This window comes from Rhodococcus sp. USK10, assembly GCF_019378875.1.
GTDB classification, from domain to species: domain Bacteria; phylum Actinomycetota; class Actinomycetes; order Mycobacteriales; family Mycobacteriaceae; genus Rhodococcus_F; species Rhodococcus_F pseudokoreensis.
Window position 1 is genome coordinate 3,725,750 of record NZ_CP076048.1, and the last position, 24,163, is coordinate 3,749,912.

Annotated in this window: 17 protein-coding genes and 2 pseudogenes; 12 read left to right on the forward strand and 7 right to left on the reverse strand. The window is 64.7% G+C overall.

Features of this window, described 5'->3' with window-relative positions; translation table 11 throughout:
* The first annotated feature begins 76 nt into the window (after positions 1 to 76).
* The 4 genes and pseudogenes from I1A62_RS24105 to I1A62_RS24120 all read left to right on the forward strand — a co-directional run.
* Positions 77 to 1,726: a class I adenylate-forming enzyme family protein gene (locus I1A62_RS24105; RefSeq protein ID WP_219460380.1), complete on the forward strand. Its 1,650-nt coding sequence runs from the start codon at positions 77 to 79 to the stop codon at positions 1,724 to 1,726.
* A gap of 121 nt (positions 1,727 to 1,847) precedes the next feature.
* Positions 1,848 to 3,044, forward strand: a complete 1,197-nt coding sequence (locus I1A62_RS24110) for a CaiB/BaiF CoA-transferase family protein (RefSeq protein WP_219460385.1) — start codon at positions 1,848 to 1,850, stop codon at positions 3,042 to 3,044.
* Between the two features lie 116 nt (positions 3,045 to 3,160).
* On the forward strand, positions 3,161 to 4,336 hold the full coding sequence (locus I1A62_RS24115) for a MaoC family dehydratase N-terminal domain-containing protein (RefSeq protein ID WP_219460387.1): 1,176 nt from the start codon (positions 3,161 to 3,163) through the stop codon (positions 4,334 to 4,336).
* A 199-nt stretch (positions 4,337 to 4,535) separates the two neighbouring features.
* Positions 4,536 to 4,829: pseudogene (locus I1A62_RS24120) on the forward strand (ABC transporter ATP-binding protein); the annotation flags it as partial.
* A gap of 160 nt (positions 4,830 to 4,989) precedes the next feature.
* Here the strand turns inward: I1A62_RS24120 and I1A62_RS24125 are convergent.
* The 3 genes from I1A62_RS24125 to I1A62_RS24135 all read right to left on the reverse strand — a co-directional run bounded on the left by I1A62_RS24125 (position 4,990) and on the right by I1A62_RS24135 (position 10,531).
* The gene (locus I1A62_RS24125; RefSeq protein ID WP_219460391.1) at positions 4,990 to 8,253 is read right to left on the reverse strand and encodes a protein kinase; all 3,264 of its coding nucleotides are present in this window, start codon (positions 8,251 to 8,253) and stop codon (positions 4,990 to 4,992) included.
* A 397-nt stretch (positions 8,254 to 8,650) separates the two neighbouring features.
* On the reverse strand, positions 8,651 to 9,526 hold the full coding sequence (locus I1A62_RS24130) for an aldo/keto reductase (RefSeq protein WP_374710819.1): 876 nt from the start codon (positions 9,524 to 9,526) through the stop codon (positions 8,651 to 8,653).
* A gap of 123 nt (positions 9,527 to 9,649) precedes the next feature.
* A complete protein-coding gene (locus tag I1A62_RS24135; protein ID WP_219460397.1) occupies positions 9,650 to 10,531 on the reverse strand; it encodes a helix-turn-helix transcriptional regulator in 882 nt (293 codons plus the stop codon).
* Positions 10,532 to 10,720: 189 nt separating this feature from the next.
* Between I1A62_RS24135 and I1A62_RS24140 the strand changes: the two genes are divergently transcribed.
* From I1A62_RS24140 to I1A62_RS24160, 5 genes are all read left to right on the forward strand, one after another.
* Positions 10,721 to 11,566, forward strand: a complete 846-nt coding sequence (locus tag I1A62_RS24140) for an oxidoreductase (protein WP_219460400.1) — start codon at positions 10,721 to 10,723, stop codon at positions 11,564 to 11,566.
* Positions 11,563 to 12,384, forward strand: coding sequence for an oxidoreductase (locus I1A62_RS24145; RefSeq protein ID WP_219460404.1), 822 nt, complete (start codon positions 11,563 to 11,565; stop codon positions 12,382 to 12,384). Before I1A62_RS24140 ends, I1A62_RS24145 begins: the two co-directional genes overlap by 4 nt.
* 31 nt (positions 12,385 to 12,415) lie before the next feature.
* Complete coding sequence (locus I1A62_RS24150) at positions 12,416 to 13,105, forward strand: flavodoxin (protein WP_219460405.1); 690 nt, start codon at positions 12,416 to 12,418, stop codon at positions 13,103 to 13,105.
* 205 nt (positions 13,106 to 13,310) lie between these two features.
* Complete coding sequence (locus I1A62_RS24155) at positions 13,311 to 14,045, forward strand: SDR family oxidoreductase (RefSeq protein ID WP_219460407.1); 735 nt, start codon at positions 13,311 to 13,313, stop codon at positions 14,043 to 14,045.
* 40 nt (positions 14,046 to 14,085) lie between these two features.
* The gene (locus tag I1A62_RS24160; RefSeq protein ID WP_219460409.1) at positions 14,086 to 15,195 is read left to right on the forward strand and encodes an alpha/beta fold hydrolase; all 1,110 of its coding nucleotides are present in this window, start codon (positions 14,086 to 14,088) and stop codon (positions 15,193 to 15,195) included.
* Positions 15,196 to 15,276: 81 nt separating this feature from the next.
* On the opposite strand, the pseudogene I1A62_RS24165 reads toward I1A62_RS24160, so the two are convergent.
* From I1A62_RS24165 to I1A62_RS24180, 4 genes and pseudogenes are all read right to left on the reverse strand, one after another.
* Positions 15,277 to 16,475 (reverse strand): annotated as a pseudogene (locus I1A62_RS24165) (acetyl-CoA C-acyltransferase).
* A 73-nt stretch (positions 16,476 to 16,548) separates the two neighbouring features.
* Positions 16,549 to 17,298 carry an N-acyl homoserine lactonase family protein gene (locus I1A62_RS24170; protein ID WP_219460410.1) on the reverse strand — a complete coding sequence of 250 codons (750 nt, stop codon included), beginning with the start codon at positions 17,296 to 17,298 and terminating at the stop codon, positions 16,549 to 16,551.
* Positions 17,299 to 17,320: 22 nt separating this feature from the next.
* Positions 17,321 to 18,709 (reverse strand): MFS transporter, encoded by a 1,389-nt coding sequence (locus I1A62_RS24175; protein WP_219460412.1) that lies wholly within the window; start codon positions 18,707 to 18,709, stop codon positions 17,321 to 17,323.
* Positions 18,710 to 18,804: 95 nt separating this feature from the next.
* A complete protein-coding gene (locus I1A62_RS24180) occupies positions 18,805 to 20,148 on the reverse strand; it encodes an MFS transporter (RefSeq protein ID WP_225929128.1) in 1,344 nt (447 codons plus the stop codon).
* A gap of 283 nt (positions 20,149 to 20,431) precedes the next feature.
* Between I1A62_RS24180 and I1A62_RS24185 the strand changes: the two genes are divergently transcribed.
* The 3 genes from I1A62_RS24185 (at position 20,432) to I1A62_RS24195 (ending at position 23,811) form a co-directional block, all read left to right on the forward strand.
* Positions 20,432 to 21,619: a CaiB/BaiF CoA-transferase family protein gene (locus tag I1A62_RS24185; protein ID WP_257890899.1), complete on the forward strand. Its 1,188-nt coding sequence runs from the start codon at positions 20,432 to 20,434 to the stop codon at positions 21,617 to 21,619.
* A gap of 43 nt (positions 21,620 to 21,662) precedes the next feature.
* On the forward strand, positions 21,663 to 22,691 hold the full coding sequence (locus I1A62_RS24190) for a zinc-binding dehydrogenase (RefSeq protein WP_219460415.1): 1,029 nt from the start codon (positions 21,663 to 21,665) through the stop codon (positions 22,689 to 22,691).
* Between the two features lie 73 nt (positions 22,692 to 22,764).
* Positions 22,765 to 23,811, forward strand: coding sequence for an NAD(P)-dependent alcohol dehydrogenase (locus I1A62_RS24195; RefSeq protein ID WP_219460417.1), 1,047 nt, complete (start codon positions 22,765 to 22,767; stop codon positions 23,809 to 23,811).
* Positions 23,812 to 24,163: the final 352 nt, after the last annotated feature.

Consider the following 24,163-nt stretch of genomic DNA (forward strand, 5'->3'; position numbering starts at 1 on the left):
GCGGCTTGACGCGCACACCTCAGGCATGCAACTGTCGTATACACGATCCAACTGTCGCATATAGGACGGAAACGGTATGAAACGAGTTCCATCCCCAGCAATCCAGGACGCCATCAATCGATGGCTGGCACCACCCGATGAGGTGAACTGCCTCGATAACATTCACGAACGGCACTGTGGTTGCCTGACAAATACCGCGGACCTGCTAGAGATCGGGGCGCGATGGGATGACCTGATCCACATCCAAGATGGGTCGCTTACGGTCAGCTTCGCGGATATCGTCTGCTCCGCCGACAGGTTTGCGGTGACACTCGCACAGCACGGGGTCAATCGCGGTGACCGAGTCTTCATTCACGGACGCAACAGTGCCGCTTGGGTAGCCGCCGTGTGGGGCGTCTGGCGGGCTGCGGCTGTTCCCGTCCTCGGCAATCCGTCATGGACCCGCGAGGAGGTTCGCCACGCGCTGACTGTCACGACAAGCCAATTCGCCGTGGTCGATTCGTCGTTGATGGACAGGCTCCCGTCAGGAGCGCAACGGTGGAGTATGGACGACATCGACTTCGACGAGAAGCACGTCGATGACAGTTGGTCCAGACTCCTCGATGACCGGGCTCGAGAAGTCGCGGCGAACGATGCAGCGGCAGTCGTGTTCACGTCGGGAACGACAGAGTTCGCCAAGGCCGCCGTGCTGACCCACCGCACCTTCGCGCTCAACCTCCAAGGCTTTCTGGCGCTGACAGGCAAGACCGATCGGGTCATGCGACGGGAGCCGGCACCGACAGCCCTCATCACCGCGCCGCTCTTCCACATCGGGGGAATTCATGGTGTCGTCCGCAGCCTTGTCGAAGGGAGCAAACGGATCTTCTTGTCCGGTCGCTTCGATGCCGGCGAGGTACTCCGCATCTTGGAAACCGAAAGGATCCGGAGCCTGTTCCTGGTGCCCACTGCGCTGACGCGCCTTCTCTCACATCCCGATTTCGCGCACCGCGACTTGTCCTCCCTCCGATCCGCAACTCTGGGTGCCGCGCCGGTACCTCCGTCACTTCTCGAGCAGCTCCGTACGGCAATTCCGAGCCTGAAGGTCGGTGTCAACACTGGATATGGGCTGACCGAGGCCGGCGGAGCCGTCACAGCTGCCTCCGGCGCCGACGTCGCTGCACGTCCCGGTACCGCCGGGCGGGCACTGCCGTGGGCCGAAATTCGCATCGACAACCCCGACGAGCAGGGCGGTGGCGAGATAGCGGTGCGATCAGGGGCACAGATGCTCGGCTACCTGACACCGAACGGACTGGCCGAAGAGCCCGCCAAGTCGGGCGGCTGGGTCATGACCGGCGACCTCGGTCGGATCGACGACGACGGGTTCCTGTGGGTCGAAGGTCGCAGCAAAGACATCATTATCCGTGGCGGCGAGAACATCTCGGCCGCGCGCGTCGAAGCGGTGCTCCATGCCCACCCAGCAGTGCTGGAAGCCGCGGCCGTGGGCCTACGCGACGCCGAATGGGGCGAAGTTGTGGCCGTCGTGGTGCGGGCGAGCTCGGGCGATATCGATGAACAGGAACTCGTCGATCACGCGTCCACCCTCCTGGCGCGATTCGAGATACCTGCGCACTGGCGGATCGTTCGCGAACCTCTACCCACCAATGCCATGGGAAAGATCCTCAAGCGCGAGCTTCTTCAGTTATTCGAGGACCGGCCGAGCATCGACACTCGGCCGGCCATGACGTGAAGGACACGAGGACGACCCACAGCACACAAGACCGGCAAGACCGCGACGAGGCAGCAGTCGTCGATGCCCCTGATTGCTCTTCTTGCCCCACTTCACACAGATACCGACATCAGGAGGGACGATGATCGAAGCACCCTTGGAGGGCGTAACCGTCCTTGATCTAGGACAGGTTTACCAAGGCCCCTATGCCGGCTTCCTGATGGCTCGTGCCGGAGCTGACGTGATCAAGGTCGAGCCTCCCACCGGCGACTCGGTCCGCAAACGGCCCGGAGAGACCGGCTACACCTTCAGCGCGCTCAACGCAGGCAAGCAAAGCGTCGTACTTGACCTCAAGAGCAGCCACGGCGTTGAGCTACTTCACCGGCTCGTCGAACATTCAGACATTCTCCTCGAGAACTTCGTCCCAGGCACGATGGAGCGCCTCGGATGCTCGCCCGAAAAACTACTCGAGATCAATCCCCGTCTGATCTACGCCTCCGGATCCGGGTTCGGCCGCACTGGGCCGGCTCGCCGGAAACCGGCGATGGACCTGACGATTCAGGCTGCCGCTGGCGTCCTCAGCCTGACCGGTGAACCTGATGGCGTTCCGACCCGCGCGGGGCCCGCGGTCGCCGACTTCATTGCAGGCATCCACATGTACGCGGCGGCAGTGAGCGGCTTGCTGGCCCGGAACCGCACGGGACGGGGCGGCGTCGTGGAGGTGGCGATGATCGAAGCGTTGGTACCCACCCTGCTGTCGAGCATGGCATGGATGTTCGAGCGTGACGTTACGCGACCGCCGCGCACCCACAATCATCATTCGGGGGAAGCGGTAGCACCCCACAACGTCTACCCCACCCGGGACGGATGGGTGGCGATACTGTGTCTCACCGACGACCAGTGGGCTCGCTTGACGAAGGCAATGGACGCCCCGGACCTGAGCTCGAGACCAGGGTTCGTAACGACCGCCGAACGCATCCGGAACCAGGACGAACTCGATGCGGTCGTCGCTGCTTGGACCAGATCGCACTCCGCCGACGAGGTCAGTCACCTGTGCGAAGAGAACCGCGTGCCCGCCTCACCGGTTCGCGAGATCAAAGACGTCATGAGTGACGCAGGCATGCGCGAGCGGGGCTTTCTGTACGACATCGAGCGGCCCGGCGGCGGCGTCTCGACCTTCTTCAACAGCCCTCTGCGCTTCGCGAAATCCGCACCCCAGCCGCCATTTTCGGCGCCGAGGTTGGGCCAGCACACGGAGGAAGTGCTCGAGACACTTCTTCACCTCGGCACGGACGACGTGAACGAGTTGAGAAGCCGAGGAGCCTTCGGGCGCCTATGACGGCCACGAAAAGCCACAACACCCGTCACTTCGAGTGACGTGCTGCCACACCCACGACGCGGACGGGACATCCGCTGGCTGACGTCCGCCGCAACCCAAGAGGAACTGGAGTTCACATGAGTGAGATGACCGCAATTATGCCGGATGCCGCCATCGACGACGAAATGATCGAGCGGATGAAGCAGAAGGTGGGACTGCAGCTGCGCATCGATCATTCGATCAACAACGAAGAGGCGACCCGAATCGCCGTCACCAAATTCGCGGGCGGAATCGGCGATGTCAACCCACTCTGGACCGATCGCGAGTACGCAGCCACGACGACCTACGGCGGACCCGTGGCACCGCCGTCCTTCGTAATCGGCTGCTTCTCCGGGATGCAGTTCGGGTGGCCCGGTCTCGGAGCGTTCCACTGCGCGACACAGATGGATCTCCTACGCCCGGTCTACTGGGGCGACAAAGTCACTGCGACCTGCCGCTACGATGGATTCACCGGACCCCAGCGTTCTACCTTCGCTGGCCAGATGGTCACAGATCGCTTCACCAACGAGTACACCAACCAGAACGGCGAGAAGATCGCAGAGGTTCGGTGGCAGGTCATGAACTACGAGCGCACGAAGGCACGCTCAGCCAGGAGCACTCGCGCCACACCCGAGATCCCGCACCCCTGGACGATTGAGGAGGTCGAGAGGGTCGAAGCGCAGGTGCTGAGCGAGCAACCACGAGGTGCCGCCCCGCTCCTCTGGGAGGATGTCGAGATCGGCGACGAGATCGCCAGTCTCACCAAGGGTCCGATCGGACTCACCGATGAAGTGGCATTCATCGCCGGCGGCGGCACACCCGTTCCGCGGCTGAAGGCTCATGCCGCCTCACTCACCGATTACCAAGCGCACCCTGCCTGGACTTACCGCGATCCCGAGACCTCCGCCTCGGAACCGATCTACGCCGTGCACTACAACAAGTCAGCGGCGCGGGCGATGGGCGTGACCTATCAGTACGACGTCGGATTCCAGCGTCAGTGCTGGCAGCTCCAGCTCCTGACGCACTGGATGGGTAATGACGGGTGGATCAAGAGCGTGTCGGCGCAATACCGCGGCTTCGTGTATCTCGGCGACGTCGTCACATTGGGCGGAGAAGTCGTTGACAAGGCTGTGGACCCCGATGGTGAGCACATCCTCGAGCTGCGTACATTCGCCAAAAACCAGCGCGGCATCGACGTGATGCCAGGTACCGCCATAGTTGCTCTGCCAAGCCGTTCATCGTTGCAGAATCCGGTCACCCGCCGCCGCAGGTGAACAATCGCGCGACTACCACGACTACCACGTCTGCCAGACGCGGAAGCAAGCCGTCAGGGGCGCAGAGCGGTTGCGCGCTTCAGCGCCACCCCAACCGGCTGGGTTACCGCCATCGAGGGAGCAGGGACCTGTCCTCGATGGCTGCACCATGGCCGACCGCTCCTATCGTCATTTCCGGGCTCCATACGGATCGGCGACGGTGGTCAAACAGTTCCTCAACGGCACGATGATCGGTCCGATCGGGATGTCGGAGGAGAAGGACGAGGCGCAGATGGCGCAAGAGCAGGCGATGGTCGATGCCGGTCACCATGCCAGTGGGGTCGACAGTGTCGCGGGGATCGTTCCATGGATGAAAACGACGCCGGGAATGCCTTTCCGGCAGGCCGTCGCCCGTCGTCCGGAACGCGTCCCGCGCATCAGGCGCTCCCTCCCCGAAAGCGCGCAGGTTACCATCCAAAAAGAAACGAGGACAACCAGCGATACACCGAATTAGATTCCGCCACCGGAAATCTTAATATCGCCAACGCTCAAGACTCGCGCTCCCCGTCACCAAGCACGCGGTGATCGCCAGCTCAGTGTCGCCGCCTTCAACATCGAGCCCGACGATTCCACTACTCAGCCCGAGAACACCTGCCCTGCACGCCACTGTAGTGCTAGTCGTGTGCCCGATTCGCGACCCAGGCCGCGACCTGGGTGCGGGAGGTGAAGCCCAGTTTCGCCAGGATGTGCTCCACGTGGCCCTGTGCGGTGCGGGGTGAGATCACGAGGCGGTCGGCGATGGCCTGATTGGTCAGGCCTTCGGCGATGAGGCCGGCGACCTGGCGTTCCCGCTTCGTCAGTCGCGTCGACGCGTCGGTGTCGGGAGTGGAGGCAGCGGGAGGTTGCTCGTGGAGGGCGTACGCGATGGCCGCGTCGAAGCCGAGCTGTTCACCCTTGCGGTGGGCCTTCTCGAAGGCTGCGACTCCGAGTTCTTGCCGGGCATCGTGCTCGCAGTTCTGATGGTAAACGAGCAGATCGGAATGAATGATCACAGTACCGCCCACGGACCGCGCCACAGCCTCTGAGGCTCCCATCAGCGTTGCAGCCCTGATGAGGTTGCGCTGATCGCCCTCGATCCACGCCAGTGCTTCGAGACATGAGGCGGCGATGCGGGGGCCATGCACGTGCCGGGTCAGCTCCAGCGACTGCTCGAGGACCCGGACCGCGCGATCTACGTCCCCATCTCGCCACACGGCAATGCCTAAGGCCCACAGCGAATGCGACCGATACATCTTTTCGCCGTACTTTTCCGTGATCGCGAGGACACGCTCCTGGCTCTCGATCGACCGCTTCGTCATGCCACTCAGCCCATAGGCCGTCCCCAACGGGTACAGGGCGGCCACTTCGAGTGTTCGATCTCCGCGTTTGCTGAATTCGGCGAGTGTGGCTTCGAGTTGAGAGCGGGCGCGTACGAGGTCACCTCGGTAGAGGGCCAGCATGCCGTCGGCAAACGAGACGAACGCGCGGATCATGGGGTCACTGTTCCGCGCTGCGAGCGTGTGCCCCTCCTCGACAAGTGCTGTCCCGGCGTGAATGTCGCCCTGCGCATTTGCCATAACGGTGGCGCAGTACAGTGCATTTGCCCGTTCGGGGGTGGGTGGTCCACTCTCACGGGAGAGCAGGCGATCGAGCCAGCGCCTCCCCTCGCTGTAGAGACCCTGAGAAGCCCAGAACACATGGAGTGCGGCAGCGGTCCGCAGGCCGGCGACAGGATCGTCGTCGACGCTGAATTCGAGGGCCTCACGAAGATTCGGCTGCTCCCGCTTCAGCCGGGCGATCCAGCCGAGCTGATCGGCGCTGATCCACTCGGCCTCGACTTCGAGCGCCAACCACTCGTACCACTCCCGGTGGTGGCGACGCAAAGACACAGCCTCACTGGTCTGCTCGAGTTTCTCGTAGCCGTACTCGCGGAGAGTCTCGAGCATCCGGAAGCGCACCACCGACCCATGCTCTTCCCGGATCAGGATCGACTTCTCCACCAAGGATGTCACTGTGTCGAGTAACTCGTCCGGATCCAGGCCCGCACCGCACACCTGCTCCGCCGCATCGAGCTCGAAACTCCCCGCGAACACCGCCAGCCGACCCCACACCAGTTGCTCACCTGCGGTGCACAACTCGAAACTCCAGTCGACGGACAACCGCAGGGTCTGCTGCCGCGTCGGCGCACCCCGGCTACCACGAGTCAGCAGCGCGTAGCGGTCGGTCAGCCGCCGCAGAATCTGCTCGGGCGACATCGCCCGCAACCGGGCGGCCGCCAACTCGATCGGCAACGGCAACCCGTCCAATCGGTGACAGATCCCCGCCACCGCCGCCGCGTTCTCCTCGGTCAGCGCGAACCCCGGAACGGCCGCAGCGGCGCGGTCGGCGAACAGGGTCACCGCATCGTATTTGGGCAACCCCCGCACCGACGGAGTCCGCTCCGGGTCTGGGACCCCCAGAGGCGGAACCCGCAACACCGCCTCCCCACCGATACCGAGCGGTTCACGGCTGGTGGCCAGAATCCGCAGCCGCGGACAGGCCTGCAACAGCAGGCCGGCGAGTTCCGCGACCGCGTCCACCACATGTTCGCAATTGTCGAGGACCAACAACAACTCGCACGGGGCGAGGAACTCGACCAGGACTTCCCCCACCGGCCGCGCCGACTGGTCCCGCACACCCACCGCGGTGGCTACCGAGTCGACCAATAACTCCTCCCGGAGCTCACTTAACTCAACCAGGCGCACACCGTCGTCGTACTCACGTTGCACCGCGGACGCGACCCGCATCGCCAGCCGGGTCTTGCCCACCCCGCCGATCCCGGTCAGTGTCACCAGCCGCGACCCGGCCAGCAGATTCTTCGCCTCGGTGAGCTCATGTCGGCGACCGACGAAACTGGTCAATTCCAGGGGAAGAGTCCCTGTCGTGATGGGAGTGGCGGCACCTGCACGCCGCGGTCGTTCTTCTGAGCGCGGTCGCCGGTCGTCGCCCTGTGTGTCCGGTTCGGCACGCAGCGCCATCTCGTCGACCGGGAGGTCGTGGTCGCGTTGCAGGGCCCGCAGTTCCTCACCGAAGTCCGCAACGGTCGCCGGTCGCCGATCGGGCTCACGGGACATCGCCCGGGCGATCGCCTCGGACACGTCGTCCGGGATTCCGTGCTCCCGCAGATCCGGCACCTCCTGCGTGGTGATCCGCAGAAACTGCGCGACCACCTGCTCCCCGCTGCGACGCTCGAACGCGGCGTGGCCGGTCAGCGCACTGAACAGGGTGGCCCCGAGCCCGTAGACGTCCGCGGCCGGACTCGGCGGATCACCCGCGAGAACCTCCGGCGCCGTGTACGCCGGCGACCCGGTGACGACACCGGTCGCGGTCTCGAAACCACCGCTGATGTGCGCGATGCCGAAGTCCGTCAACTCCGGTTCCCCGTAATCCGAAAGCAGGATGTTCGCGGGTTTGACATCCCGATGCAGGATCCCGAGCCGGTGCGCCGTCTCGACCGCACCGGCCATCTTCACACCCAACCGCAGCGCCTCGGCCAACGGCAACGGCCCGCGGCGGCGGATGAGCGCGTCGAGGGAATCCTGCGGGTGATACGGCATCACGATGTAGGGAAGACCGCTCGCGGTCGCCCCGACCTGCAGAATGTTCACGATGTTCGGATGACCGGTCATCCGGCCCATCGCCCGCTGCTCCCGGAAGAACCGGGCCTTGTTCTCCTCGTCGAGATCGACGGTGAGCACCTTCACCGCCACCGTGCGATCCAGGTCCGCCTGCGTGCAGCGGTAGACGACGCCGAAACCGCCGCGCCCGATCTCCTGGGCGTCGTCGAAGCCGGTGCCTGCCAACTCCGCGGCCGGGGACGGCGGGTACCGCTGCGTGTCGAGCGGATCACCTGCACCCATCGGACGGTCAACTCACCCCGTCGACTCGTGGCTCCGCGCACTGGTCCCGACGGCATGACCAGTAACTGACTGGCGTTTCGATGATTACTTCAAGAGTATCGCCGCCACTCGAGTGTGACGCTGGGTTAGGTCATAACGCCGTCCCCGATCAGGGCGCATCCGTCGGACACCGAAACGAGGACCCAGCCATCTGATCTGCAAACTGGTGCGCCGGTGTATCGCTATCGAGTGGACGCTTCGACACCGGTCTGGGCGAGTATTGCCGGTAGTGGCCGGTCGCCGTGGATCATGATTCCTGCCAAAGCAGTGTTCAGCTGGAACCGGAATGTGGCCTCGAAGTTCACTGGTTGGCCATCCGTTCGAACATGGCGCTCAGCGGGTCACCGCGAGTTGCGGTTCAGGCTTCCGGGATGTCGCGGGCGAACAGCTCGGGGGTGACGGTCACGGGATCGGGTCCGCCGCGGACACCGGTATCGAGTGCGTCGATCGCGCCGAGCTGTTCGGTGGTGAGTTCGAAGTCGAACACGTCGAAGTTGGAGGCGATGCGCTCGGGGTTGACGGACTTCGGGATCGCTGAGCGGCCCTCCTGCAGGTGCCAGCGCAGCATGACCTGGGCGGGCGTCTTGCCGTGGGCGGCAGCGATCTCGCCGATCACCGGATCGTCGAAGGTCGACCGAGCGCCGTCGCCACGGTAGCTGGTGATGCCGCCCATCGGCGACCACGCCTGAGTCAGCACCCCGCGCTCCGTGTCCGCGGCCTGCACGTCCGCCTGGGTGAAGTACGGATGCACCTCGACCTGATTCACCGCGGGCACGACCGCGGTCTGCTCCAGCAGTTTCGCGAGGATGTCGGGCATGAAGTTGCTGACGCCGATCGCGCGGACCTTGCCGTCGCTCAACAGCGTCTCCAGCGCCTTGTACGCCTCGACGGTCTTGTCGAACTGCGTGGGCACGGGCTGATGCAGCAGGAGCAGGTCGATCTGGTCGACGCCCAGCTTGCCCGCGCTCTTGTCGAAGGCGTGCAGGGTCTGGTCGTAGCCGTAGTCGCTGATCCAGATCTTCGTCTCCACGAACACCTCGGAACGGTCGAGCCCGGACCGGCGGATGCCCTCGCCGACCCCGCGCTCGTTGAAATAGGAGGCGGCCGTGTCGATCAGCCGGTAGCCCACCCTGAGGGCCTCGGCGACGGAAGCGGCGGTGGTCTCAGGCGGGGTCTGGAAGACGCCGAAGCCCAACGCGGGCATCTCGACGCCATTGTTCAAAGTCACGTTCATACTCATATTCCTTGACGTTAGACACTCTGTGTGAGATGAGGGAGTAACTGGGAGTACACCCTTCGCGGTCGGACTGCCGGACTCGGCGGTGTGACTCTCCAGCCCCGGATGGGTCGGGGCCGATCAGAATGAGCGGTGCGCGCGGGCGTCGCTGTTTGTCTGGCCGGTGGCGGCGAGGCTGCCAAGGAGCTTCAGTCGTTCCTCCGTGGGGCTGCCGGGCTCGGCGGTATAGGCGAACATGAACCATTCCGTGTTCGCCGGCAGATCCATTGCTTCGTAAGAGAATTCGAGGTCACCGACGGCGGGGTGGTGGATGCGTTTGATCCCACCGCGATGATGACGGACGTTATGTGCGGCCCACCGGTGCCGGAAGGTGTCGCTACGGGTGACGAGCTCTCCGATCAGATCGGTGAGCGGCTTGTCGAGCGGATTCTGACCGGCGTAGGTGCGCAGGGTCGCGACGATGTTATCGGCGTTCTGTTCCCAGTCCGGGAAGAAGATCTGCGCGGCGGGATTGAGGAACGTGAACAGGGCCGTATTCCCACGGTTCGCCGGGTCTTCCAGCATGGGCGCGTAGAGCGCCCGCCCCAGTGGATTGGCGGCGATGAAGTCCATACGCCGGTCCCGCACCCACATCGGCGCGCCGGTCACCGCGTCCAGGAACCGCTGCAACGTGGGCGTCACGGTCTGCTCGGCGGGTCGTTTGCGTCGCCGCTGCGGCGGTGGTCCGGCGGCTCGGGCGAGATCCGCCAGGTGGTCGCACTCGGCATCGTCGAACTGAAGAGCTCTGGCGATGCTGTCGAGTATTTCGGGGGAGACGCCCGTGAGATCGCCGCGTTCCATCCGCGCGTAGTACTCGACACTGACCCCGGCGAGCATGGCGACCTCTTCGCGGCGCAGCCCGGGCACGCGGCGGCGTCCCCCGCCGATAATGCCCGCCTGGTCCGGGGTGATTCGGTCCCTGCGGGTCCGCAGGAACTCGGCCACTTCTGCTCGGTGATCCATATTTCAACGCTAACGCCGGCGACGGTGCTGTGGGAGGAACTGCCAGTACACGGATAAGACGTGACTCCCACGGTCGCGCAAGGTGCGATGGAATGGGCATAGGGTTTCTGCTTCCGCGCCCCGGACAGCGTCCCTGCCCGCCGGCCCGGCGCGAGCGCTGGCGCACTACGCACGAAAAAGGAGACGAACATGACCACCTGGTTCATCACAGGAGCTTCGAGCGGCCTGGGAGCCTCGCTGACACGGGCCGTCCTCGAGCACGGCGACAACGCGGTGATCACCGCCCGCAACGCCGACCACGTACAGGACCTCGTCACCGCGTATCCGAACAGTGCGCTGGCGGTGCCGCTGGACGTCACCGACCATGATCAGGTAGTCGCCGCGGTCAACGCCGGGACCGACCGGTTCGGGGGCATCGATGTGCTGGTGAACAATGCCGGGCACGGGTACCGGGCCGCGGTCGAGGAAGCAGCTGTGGACGAGGTGGACGAGCTGTTCGCCACGAATTTCTTCGGCCCCGTCGATCTGATCAAGCAGGTGCTGCCGCAGATGCGTTCCCGCCGGTCGGGCACCATTGTGAACGTCTCCTCGATCGGCGCGCCCCGATCGAACCCGGCCTCCGGCTACTACACCGCGACGAAGGCAGCGTTGGAGGGCGTGTCCGACGCGTTGAACCGCGAGGTCGCTCCGCTCGGGATCCGGGTGATGGTGCTCGAGCCGGGCGCGTCCCGGACCGACTTCTCCGGTCGCTCTCTGAACCAGTCCAGCACCGTGATCGACGACTACGCCGACACCGCCGGGAAGCGCCGCAAGGAGAACGACCACACCCACGGTACCCAGCAGGGTGATCCCGATCGCGCGGCGCAGGTCGTCATCGCCGCGGTCGAAGGCAAGGACGCCCCGTTCCGCCTGCTGCTCGGGACCGACGCCATTCAGATCGTCCGCGAGGAGCTCCAGGGACGCATCGACGAGATCGACGAGTGGGCGCACGTCAGTGCCACCACCGACTTCGCTATCGAGAAGGACGACGAATGACGACATGGTTGATCACCGGAGCATCGAGCGGACTCGGCCGCGCGCTCGCCGAGCGTGTTCTCGATGCCGGGCATCGGGTCGTCGCCACCGCGAGGAACACGGACGCCCTCGACGACCTCCGGGCGGCTTATCCGGAAACCGCGTTGATCACGTCTCTGGACGTCACCGACCCGTCGTCCATCGACGACGCCGTGGCGAGGGCCGAGGAGCGTTTCGCCGGCATCGACGTGCTGGTGAACAACGCAGGCTACGGGTACACCGCCGCGGTCGAGGAAGGCGAGGACACGGCTGTGACGCGCCTGTTCGCGACGAACTTCTTCGGTCCCGTTGCGCTGATCAAGGCGGCCCTGCCCGGTATGCGCAGCCGCGGGAACGGCCTGATCATCAACATTTCCTCTGTGGGCGCGCGCATCACCATTCCGGGCGGTGGCTACTATTCCGCCGCGAAGGCGGCCCTCGAGGGACTGTCCGGGTCGCTCCGCAAGGAGGTCGAGCCGTTGGGGCTGCGCGTGATGGTCGTCGAACCCGGATCGTTCCGCACCGACTTTCGCGGACGCTCCGCCGACCGGTCCAGCGTCCGGGTCGAGTCGTACGACCAGGTACTCGGACGGACAGGTGACTCGGCGCTCAGTCCGCAGCGTGGCGCACCGGAGAAGGCGGCGGCCGCGATCCTGCAGGTCGCCGAGGACGCCGAGCCACCGACGTTGCTCGTTCTCGGTAGCGATGCGCTCGGCGGTTTTCGCGCGGCCGCCGACGACGCCGCCCGTGACGTCGATCGGTTCGAGCAACTCAGCCGCAGCACCGATGCAGCATCGTGAGCACCGCCGCCGACCCGCACCTGACGGCAACATGAACGAATCCCTCAGCCGCAGAACACTCCTGACCGCCGGGCTCACCGGAATCACGGCCATTGCCGCGGTCCTCACCGGCTGCACCACCGAGCAGCGCCCGCGGGAGGGCCCGGCCACCGGAGAGCGAACCCCGAGGACACCCGATCCCGAGACAACCACCGTCCCCGGCACGCGGGTGCTACTCGTCTACTTCTCCCGCGCCGGCGAGAACTACTGGTACAGGGGCCGTCGGAACCTGGAGGTCGGCAACACCGAAGTCCTCGCTGGGATGATCTCCGACCGGATCGACTGTGTCACCTACGAAATCGAAGCCGCCGACCCCTATCCGGATGCGTACGACCCGACGGTCGAGCGCAACCGCCGAGAGCAACAAGACGACGCCCGTCCCGCGATCGTGAACCCGCTTCCGGACGTCGGCGGCTACGACATCGTGCTCCTGGGCAGCCCCGTGTGGAACATGCGCACCCCGATGATCATGTCCACCTTCGTCGAGGGCGTCGACGTCGCGGGGAAGACGATCCTGCCCTTCGTCACCTATGCCGTCAGCGGCATGAGCGGCATCGATGACGACTACCGCGATGCCCTTCCCGGCAGCGATGTCCGTGACGGGTTGGCCATTCAGGGCGAGACCGTCGCAGAAGCAGCCCCGGACCTCGACAAGTGGCTCAGCGCCAACAAACTCGTGTGAGAACGCGGCACGGGCAAGGCGCCCGCTCGTGTACGTCACGACCGCTCGACGGCGGTAAGGAGTAATGCCAGTACACGGATAGGCGGTTACTCCCGTATTCGGCCTCACCGTGGTGTGCTGGAAAAGGCAGCAGGCGAGTATCCCACCGTGTGTCGGGTCGTTACCTCTGCGAGATCCCCTGACCAATTACAAGGAAACCAATCACATGACTGACTCCCAGAACCTTCCCCGTGTTGCGGTCATCACCGGTGCATCGTCCGGGATCGGCGCGGCCACCGCTCGCGCCCTCCATGCCGACGGGTACCGCGTCGCGCTCCTGGCGCGCCGCCTCGGCCGCATCGAGGCTCTCGCCGCCGAGCTCGGTGACGGTGCGATCGCCATCCAGGCCGATGTGACCGACCGCGACGCACTCGTGGCCGCGGCCCATCGGGTGCAGGACGAGCTCGGCGGGGCCGACGTACTGGTCAACAACGCCGGAACCATGCTCCTGGGCCCGTTCTCCTCCGAACAGCGCGCCGACTACCGCAACATGATCGAGGTCAACCTTCTCGGCGCGATCACCGCCACCGAGGTCTTCCTCGACCAGCTCAAAGATGGCGGCGGCGACCTCATCAACATCTCCTCCGTCGCCGGACGCACGGCCAGGGCAACCAACGGGGTCTACGCCGCCACCAAGTGGGGCGTCAACGGATGGTCCGAATCCCTCCGCCAGGAACTGCTACCGGACGTCCGGGTCACGCTGATCGAACCGGGTGTCGTCGACACCGAGCTTCCCACCCACATCACCCACGAGGCCACCCGGCAGGCCGTTCAGCAGGGCTACGACGCGGCCACCGTCAAGCCCGAGGAGATCGCCGAGGTCATCGCCTTTACTCTTTCCCGCCCCCGGCACCTCGCCATCAACGAGATCCTGCTCCGCCCCGCCGGCCAACTCGGCTGACGGCGTTCCAGAGGCCGCTCCAGTCGGGAGAACAGACGATATGCACACCACAACCATCGGCACGCGTACACGGCTGCTGGCCGGCGCGGTGGCCGCCGCCGCACTGCTCACTGCGTACAGCTCCGGCGAGAGTGGAAGCGACACATCGGCGACCGGACTCACCCTCGCCGAGCAGGGCAGCTTCGCCGTCGGCGGCACCATGACGACCGCGCCCGGCCAGTTCGATCCGCGCCGTCCCGCCGATCCGCAGGGCCAGACCTACCACGGCGACCACGCCTACGCCTACTACCAGGTGCCCGAAGACGCCCGGGACCTGCCGATCGTGATGCTGCACGGCGCCGGCCAGTCCTCCAAGACTTGGGAGACCACCGCCGACGGCCGGGAAGGTTTCCAGAACCTGTTCCTGCGCAAACAGTTCTCCACCTATGTCGTCGACCAGCCGCGGCGCGGTGACGCGGGCCGCAGCATGGTCGGCACCACCGTCACGGCGACCCCGGACGAGCAACTGTGGTTCAATCAGTTCCGCCTCGGGACCTGGCCGGACATGTTCCCCGGGGTGCAGTTTTCGAGCGACCCCGCAGCCCTGGATCAGTTCTACCGCTCGATGACACCCAACACCGGTCCCTTCGACGCCGGGGTCATCTCCGACAGCCTGTCAGCCCTGTTCGACCGGATCGGCGAAGGGATCCTCTTCACCCACTCGCAAGGTGGCGGCCCCGGCTGGCAGACCGCGATGAAGAATCCCGACGTGAAGGGTATGGTCGCGTTCGAGCCGGGCAGCGGATTCGTCTTCCCCGAAGGGGAAGCACCACAACCGATCCCGAACGGTTTCGACACCCTCACCCCGGAAACCGTTCCGATGGGCCAGTTCGACGCGCTGACGAAGATCCCGATCGTCATCTTCTACGGCGACAACATCCCCGACCAGCCCACTGATCAGCCGAATCAGGACAGCTGGCGCGCCCGGCTCCAGATGGCACGGTTGTGGGCCGATGCTGTCAATCGCCACGGCGGTGATGCCACCGTCGTCCACCTTCCCGAGATCGGCATCACCGGCAACACCCACTTCCCGTTCTCCGACCTCAACAACACTCAAATCGCTGAGGAAGTCTCGAAATTCCTCGCCGACAAGCAACTCGACGGCAAGTAGCCGAACTCCGCTGCACGAAAGGCGAAGCTCCGTGCGTTCGTCCTTCCCGGACGCCTTGCTGTCGAGCGGTATTCATGCGGTTCAGATTTCGAACAGCCCGGCGGCACCCATGCCGCCGCCGATGCACATGGTGACCACGACGTAGCGGGCCCCGCGGCGACGGCCTTCGAGCAGTGCGTGCCCGACGAGGCGGGCGCCGCTCATGCCGTAGGGGTGGCCGATGGAGATGGCGCCGCCGTTGACGTTGAAGCGGTCGGAGTCGATCCCGAGGTGGTCGCGGCAGTACACCGCCTGGGAGGCGAAGGCCTCGTTGAGTTCCCACAGGTCGATGTCGTCGATCTTCAGGTCGTGCTGTCGGAGCAGTTTCGGGATGGCGTGCACGGGCCGATACCCATCTCGTCCGGGTGGCTGCCGGCGACGGCCATCCCTCGGTAGGTGCCGAGGACATCGAGGCCGCGGCGGGCAGCCTCCCGGCGTTCCATGAGGATTGCGGCCGATGCGCCGTCGGAGAGTTGGGAGGCGTTGCCTGCGGTGACGGTAGCCATCTCGGTGACCTGACCGTCCGCGAGGACCGTACGCAGCCCGGAGAGTCCGGCGAGATCGGTCTGCGGGCGATTGCCTTCGTCCTGGGTCACGGTAACCGTCTCGACGCGGGTCTCCCCGGTGGTGCGATCGGTGAGCACCTTGGTGGTGGTGAGGGGAACGATCTCGGCGTCGAACAGCCCAGCCTGCTGCGCGGCGGCGGTGCGTTGTTGGGACAGAAGCGCGAAGGCGTCCTGGCGATCTCGGGATACGCCGTAGCGTTCGGCGACGATCTCGGCCGTTTCGAGCATCGGCATGTACGTCTGTGGCAGGTTCTCCTCGAGCCACGGGTCGCGGGCCCGGTAGTGGTTCGCGTGGTCGTTCTGCACCAGCGAGATGGATTCGACGCCGCCGCCGACCGTGACGGTCATGCCGTCGGCGATGATCTGTTTCGCGGCGGTGGCGATCGCCATCAACCCGGATGCGCACTGGCGGTCGATCGTCATACCCGGCACGGTGACCGGCAGCGATGCGCGCAGGGACGCCTGGCGGGCGATGTTGAGTCCGGAGGCGCCTTCCTGCATGGCGCAGCCGAGCACGACGTCGTCGATCTCGGCGGGGTCGATCCCGGCCCGCTCGACCGCGGCGGTGATCGCGTGGGCGGCGAGGTGTTGCGGTTGGGTGTTGTTGAAGGCGCCGCGGTAGGCCTTGCCGATCGGGGTTCGTGCCGTGGAAACGACAACGGCTTCTCGTGTCACTGGATTCCTTCCATAGACGGTCGATGATGCTCAACAGGGAGACGCGGTCCGGCGCCCTCGAAAACCGATGGGGTCACTTGAAGATCGACCGTTCGAGGACACGGAAGTCGTGGCTCGGGATGACTTCGCAGTCAAGGGACTCGATCTTCAGCAGACTCTCTTGATAGGCCACGAGATCGGTGAAGAGTCCGACGGGAATGTGATCGGCTTCGGCGTCGCCCTCCCAGTTGTCGTACAGGTAGACGCAGTCGCCGGCGATGAGGTAGCGGGTGGTGTCTGCCTCGACGAGAACTCCCTGCGAGCCCGGAGTGTGCCCCGGCAATGCGACCAGTGTGATTCCCGGAGCCAACTCGGTGTCGCCTTCGACGGGAACGATCTTGTCCTCGGCCCGCTTCCACGCCGCGTCCATATCAGGCAGTGCTTCAAATTGCCGGCAGTGCCAGGGCACGGGCTGACGGGCGAAGTCGAGCTCATTTTGCTGGACGACGACGCGTGCGTTGGGGAACAGATGGTTGTTCGAGCTGTGGTCCCAATGCAGATGCGTGTTGACAACGAGGCGCACGTCATTCGGGTCGATCCCCGCGGACCGCAGAGCCACCTCCGGTCGTTCCTCGACGGCTTGTTCCATCTTGATGCGATGGGTCTCCCAGGCGCGGCTGAGATCGGCCCCGGTATCGACGACCACAGGCGCTTCTCCGCCTTCGATCACGAACATGATGAGCGGGAGGTCCATGGTGTCGCCCCATCCCCGTAAGTAGGTGAACGACGGCTTCGGGAGGCCGAATACTCGGCCGACAGAGAATGCTCTGATTGTCAGGCTCATGAGACCGCTCCGATGTAGTTGTCTAGTTGTTGCCGGCTCGCGCGAACCCGATGTCGGGAGGGAGTTCGTCCAGTGCCCTGCTGCGAGTTTCCCGAAGGACGAAGGTGCACGCAAGGCCCACCAGGCAGTAGCCCGCCAGGAACATCCCGAAGACGAAGCCGCCGTGACTGCCGATGATGCTCGCTGCGACCAGCGGCGGGATACCACCACCCAGGATGGCGGCGAGGCTGTAGGCGAGACCGGCGGCGGTGAAGCGGTAGCGCGTGTGGAACAGCTCGGAGAGGAAGGACCCGCAGACTCCCCAGCCGTGGCCTGCGATGAGGAAGCTGACGGTGATGCCGATCCAGAAGGCGACCGGCGACTCGGTGTCGAGCAGGGGGAACAGGATCAGTGCCCACGGTATGCCAACTATGTTGACGATCAACAGAACTGGTCGGCGACCGATTTTGTCGGACAGGATCGCACCGGAGATCATGGCGAGACCGTTCACGACGTTCCCGAAGATCCCGGCCGCGAGCACCCCGTGCTGGCTCAGATGCAGCGTGGCGGTCCCGTAATTGATCAGGTATGCGATCCCGATGTAGCCGAAGGCGAACGATGACACGAGCGCCCCTGCACCGAGGATGATTTCCCTCCATTGGTTGGCCAGGGCATCCTTGAACGGAAGACTGCTTCGCCCGCGCCGCTCGACCTCGTTCGCGAAGATCGGGCTCTCCTCGAGCTTGAATCGGGCGTAGAGGCCCACGGCGACGAGAACGCTGCTGAGGAGGAACGGAACGCGCCAGCCCCAGGCGATGAACGCCTCGTTGCTCATCAAGAGGCCGGTCACGAAAAACGTCGAGAGCGCGAGGATGTTGGCTACCGCTCCACCGAGGTTGGTGAACATCGACCAGAAGCCGCGGCTCTCGCTGGGAGCGTTCTCGGACGTGAACAGTGCAGCGCCTGCCCATTCACCGCCCGCGGCCAGCCCTTGGGCGATGCGGAGCACGATGAGCAGAATCGGTGCGACGACCCCCGCCGTCGCTGCGGTGGGCAGCAGACCGATGATGACCGTGGCGGTACCCATCAGGCACATCGTGGAGATGAGCGTCCGCTTGCGGCCGAGACGGTCCCCGAAGTGTCCGAACAGGATGCTGCCGAACGGACGGGCGACGAACGCTACGCCGAGAGTCGCGAATGCCACGACCGTTCCGGCGTACGTTCCCAGCGCCGGGAAGAAGGCGTGGGCGAACACCAGAGCAGCTGCTGTACCGAAGATGCCGAAGTCGTAGAACTCGATGACAGTCCCCATGAAGCTGGCGAATGCCACCCTCGGCATCTTGTTCGTCTTGGCCGTGGACGGATCGGCGGACTCCGTCGGGCGCTCGGCAACCGGAGAGTCCTGCTTTGAAGGAGGGAGGTAGTCGGTCAAGCGAATACTCCTGAATCTCTGAAGTAGTGGGCGCGGCAGGCAGTCGTCGTCCGACGAAGGTGCCAAGGAGCTGTAACGCGTCGAGCGCCGAAGGATCAGGCGGCTCGTGGGGCGTCCGGGATGTCGTCCAACTCGAAGTCCCGGGTTTCCCGCAACCTCAGAGTGCACACGATGGAGATCACGCCGATGCCGGCCAGCAGGACGCCGAAGGCGAGGCCTCCCCACGTCGAGATGACACTCGCGGCGATCAGTGGGGGAAGTGCCCCACCGAAGATTCCGGCGAGGCTGTAGGACAGACCCGCGGCGGTGTAGCGGTACCTGGTGTGGAACAGCTCCGACAGGAAGGATCCCGCGACGCCGAATGCGTGACCGGCAACGAGGAAGCTCACGGCAAGACCGATCCAGAACGCGGCCAGGGATTTCGTGTCCAGCAACGGGAACAGCACCAGAGCCCAGGGGATCGCAACAACGTTCGTGATCAGCAGAATGCGTCTCCGGCCTACGCGGTCGGAACGGGTTCCGCCCGAGATGATGCCGATTCCGAGCATCACACCACCGAACACCCCTGCGCCGAGGACCTGCGAGCGAGCCAGATCGAGCGTGGCGGTGCCGTAGTTGGTCAGGTAGGACGCGCCCATGTAGTTGAGAGCGAACGCCATCAGCAATGTGCCGGCGCCGAGCAGGATCTGCCTGCCCTGGTTGCGGAACGCGTCCGCGAACGGAAGAGAGCTGGCCCCCTCACCCTTGATCTGCTTGGTGAACACCGGAGTGTCATCGAGCTTGAGCCGGACATAGAGGCCGAAGACCACCAGGAGCGCGCTCAGCAGGAAGGGGATCCGCCACCCGTAGGACACGAATGTTTCGTCGGTCATGAACACACTGGTCAGGAGGAAGGTCGTTGCGGCCAGCATATTGGCGGCAGCGCCTCCCAGGTTCGTGAACATCGCCCAGAACCCACGTTTGTCCTTCGGCGCATTCTCTGTCGTGAACAGCGCGGCACCAGCCCATTCACCGCCCGCTGCCAGCCCTTGCGCAACGCGTAAGAGAATAAGGAAGACCGGCGCGAGGACACCGATCGTTTCAGCAGTGGGAAGTACACCAATGACGACGGTCGCAACGCCCATCGTCAGCATGGTGGCGATCAGCGTGCGCTTTCGCCCGAGCCGGTCTCCGAAGTGCCCGAAGAAGATCGCGCCGAACGGTCGCGCGACGAACGCCACGCCCAGCGTGGCGAACGAAACGACGGTGCCGGCCTGATTCCCCAACGCGGGAAAGAAGACGTCGGAGAATACCAACGCCGCAGCGGTGCCGTAGATGATGAAGTCGTAGAACTCGATGACAGTGCCCATGAAGCTTGCGAGGGCAACCTTCCGCATCTTCTTCACACTGGGGGGCGAAGCGGGGGAATCCACTTCCACCGGCTGCTCGTGCAGCGACATCCGGTCTTCTCCTTGATGGTGGGGCGATCCAACATGAAGCAGTATCGCCGCGACCCGCACCTCAATACTGAGTTCGTATATAAGAACGCGAGTTCCTAATAAAGATCTACCTCACGATATCTGTGGCGTCCGTCACGAGTCAAGGGCTCGCGTCGACCACTCACCCGACGGCGGGGCAAGGCCACCTCGGTGCCCTTTCCGTTCATTGACACCTCCCATGGCCGCGCCTATCGTTCCGCAGTAACAAACTTTTGTCCGCAATTACGATCACGAAGGGGTGGGCATGCCCGCACTCAACGGTGTGAAGGTCATCTGCGTCGGGCAGTTCTATTTCGCGCCCTACTGCTCGATGCTGCTCGCTCGGCTCGGCGCCGACGTCATCAAGATCGAAGCGCCCGCCGGCGATCCCTACCGCAGGCTGGCCACCGCTGGCGAAGACGGGTCGTCAGTCCAGTTCAGCATGTTGAACTCCGGTAAGCGCGCCATGCGGTTGGACCTGAAGAACCCCGACGGACAGGCCGTGCTTCGGCGACTCGCCGAAACCGCCGATGTTCTCATCCAGAATCTCGCGCCGGGCGCGATGGACCGCTACGGCCTGGGCTACGAAGAGTTGGCGAAGATCAATCCACAGCTGATCGTCGCTTCCGGCAGCGGATTCGGCTCGTTCGGGCCGTACGCGGGACAACCCGCGATGGACCTGACCATCCAGGCCCGCACGGCAGTCATGAGCACAACCGGGTTCATGGAAGGGCCCCCGACTCGCACCGGCCCCTCGGTAGTCGACTTCATGGGAGGAGCCCATCTCGTCGGCGGCGTCCTCGCGGCGCTCTATCAGCGCGAGCACACCGGGCGAGGGCAACACGTGGAAGTGGCGCTTCAGGACGCGATCCTGCCGTCACTCACCTCCAACATCGCCGGCATGGCACACAGCGAGAACTCGATGCCGGAGCGGACCGGGAACCGTCACGGCGGCATGGCCGTCGTACCGTACAACGCGTACCGCGCACGCGACGGCTGGGTGACCGTGCTGTGCCCCACTCAGGTCCACTGGGATCGGTTGTGCGACATCATGGGTGACCCCGACGCGAAGGATCCCCGCTTCGATTCGATGGGGGGCCGCTGCGATCATGTCGACGACGTCGACATGATCGTCGAACGGTGGACGAGCACTCACACCAAGCAAGAGGTAGCCGACCTGTTGCAGAACACCGGCATCCCCACCGCGCCCGTCATAGACCTTGCCGAACTGATGGTGGATCCCCACATCGCCGAGCGTGGCGTTCTGCGCCGGATGTCCGACGACAAGGGCTCGTGGATGACGCTCGGCAGCCCGCTGTTCCTCTCCGACTCACCGATCGTGGAGCCGACCAGGGCCCCCGGGCTGGGAGCCGACACCGACCAGATCCTGATCGAAGAGCTGGGCATGTCCGCCGAGGACGTCGAGCAACTGCGCTCGACCGGAGCCATCTGAGAATGCTCGGCACTCGTGAAATCATTCATAACAGGAGGTCGTAATGCAGGGTCTGGTGTTCCACGGAGATCGGCGGGTTTCACTGCGCCCATTTCCGGACCCGAAGCCAGGCGAGGGTGAGGTCGTCATTCGGGTAACCGCTTCGGGCATGTGCGGGAGCGACCTGCACTACTATCGTGCACCCGCTGATGCGACACCCGGCCCGGCAGAGGTCTGCATCGGTGGCCACGAGCCGGCCGGCATCGTCGAGGAGCTGGGCCCCGGTATCGACGACAGTTTGGCCATCGGTGATCGGGTCATGATCCATCACTACGCGGGCTGCGGACGCTGTGTCGCATGCCGGTCCGGGTGGACCCAGATGTGCACCACCAGCGCTCCCCTCGTGTACGGCAAGAACGCACACGGTGCCCATGCTCCGTTCATGCTGGTTGCCGCGAGGTCGGCACTTCGACTTCCCGACTCCCTCTCTTTCGAGGCCGGCGCGGCGATCGGGTGCGGGACCGGTACCGCGTGGGGCGCCTTGGAACGACTCGGCGACATCGGTGGCACCGATGTCGTGGTGTTCGGGCAAGGCCCGGTCGGTCTCTCCGCCACCATGCTCGCCGCGGCACGAGGAGCGCGAGTCATCGCAGTGGATCTCGAGCCCAAGCGGTTGGCCCAGTCGATTCAGTTCGGTGCTGCCGAGACCGTCGACGCCGGGTCCGGCGACGTCGTCCAGGCGATCAGAGATCTGACTCGAGGATTGGGCGCACCCGCGATTGTCGAGACGTCCGGCGCAATCGCAGCAGCCAAGTCGGCCGTGGCAGCGCTGGCACCGTGGGGTCGTCTGTGCGTGGTGGGGCTGGGTGGCACCGTCGAACTCGATGTGCGGAAGAACCTCTCGCGGCAGTTGACCGTCATGACCTCATGGTCACTGTCGAGTGTTCAGCAGCTGGAATGTGCCGATTTCATCGATCGTCACCGGCTGCCGGTCGACGACCTGTTCAGCGATCGCTGGTCCTTGGACCAGGCAGTAGAGGCGTACACGAAGTTCGACAAACAGGACGCGGGCAAAGGCGTGTTCGTCTCCTGACCGACCCGAACAGATTCATATCCGATCCGCCTCGGCCACAAAGCTGGTCGGCAGTGGCGGAGAGAAAGGACGAATGATGCTTGTCAACGCCCGCTCCACGGCGGCCCCGGGCGCGCCGTTCGAAGCGACCAAGATCGAGCGACGGGAGGTCGGCCCGGCGGATGTACTGATCGACATAGCGTACGCCGGGATCTGCCACACGGACGTCAGCCGCGCGCGAAGCGAATTCGGCAAGACAAACTATCCACTGGTCCCTGGACACGAGATCGCCGGAACCGTCTCCGCCGTCGGCGCTGAAGTGAGCAAGTTCGCTGTGGGTGACCGTGTCGGAATCGGCTGTTTCGTCGATTCGTGCCGGGAGTGCGACCATTGCAAGGCCGGCCTCGAGTCGTACTGCCGCGTCGAACACATCCGGACCTACAACGCCGTCGGCCGCGATGGGAAGGTCACCCAGGGAGGGTACAGCGAAAAGATCGTTGTGGACGAGGCGTATGTACTCCGGATCCCGGACAGTCTCCCGTTGCACGAGGCCGCGCCCCTGCTGTGCGCCGGAATCACCACGTACACACCCCTCCGCCACTGGAAGGCCGGCCCCGGCAGCAAAGTGGCGATCGTGGGGTTCGGCGGCCTCGGACACGTCGGCGTGTCGATCTCCAAGGCCCTGGGTGCTCACACCACCGTGCTGGATCTGACCATGGACAAGGAAGCGGACGCTCTGCGGCGCGGCGCTGATGCCTATCGCCTGTCGACTGATTCGACGGTCTACACCGATTACGCCGTCACCTTCGATCTGATCGTGTCGACCGTGCCGGCGAACCTCGACTACGACGCATTCCTGCAGATGCTCGCGCTCGACGGAACTTTCGTCAATCTCGGTGTCCCGAAGCGTCCCATCAGCTTCGACGTGTTCTCCTTGCTGCACAACCGACGATCGATCGCGGGGACGCTGGTCGGTGGCATCGAAGAGACCCAGGAGATGCTCGATTTCTGCGCCACCCACGGGATCACTGCCGAGGTGGAAGTAATCGACGCCAATGAGATCGATCGGGCCTACGATCGCGTTGCTGCCGGTGATGTCAAGTATCGCTTCGTCATCGACATCAGCACGATGGCTTCGTAACGACACGTGAACTCTGATAGACCCAGCTCTCGGGTGCCGTCTGTCGGACGGCACCCGCCGGGCAAGGCTCGGCTGCCCCTACATTTGGATTGTAAATTCGCATGAACTCTCGTGAGTATCGCCAGTGGCGCCAAAGACGTCGCGCCGCTTGGATCGAAGTCAACCGTCAACGGATTCATTCTGACACCGACGCGGAGTGCCTCATCGAGTTTGCCAGCAAATGGGCACCATTCGGGGGCGCCACCGAGGAGGAAGTCCTTGTGCAGTTCGGAATGACAATGCGCCGGTTCATCGAGCGACTGTGGCAGGTCCTCCCTGAATCGACTTGTCTCCCAAGTGAGGTACGCATTCT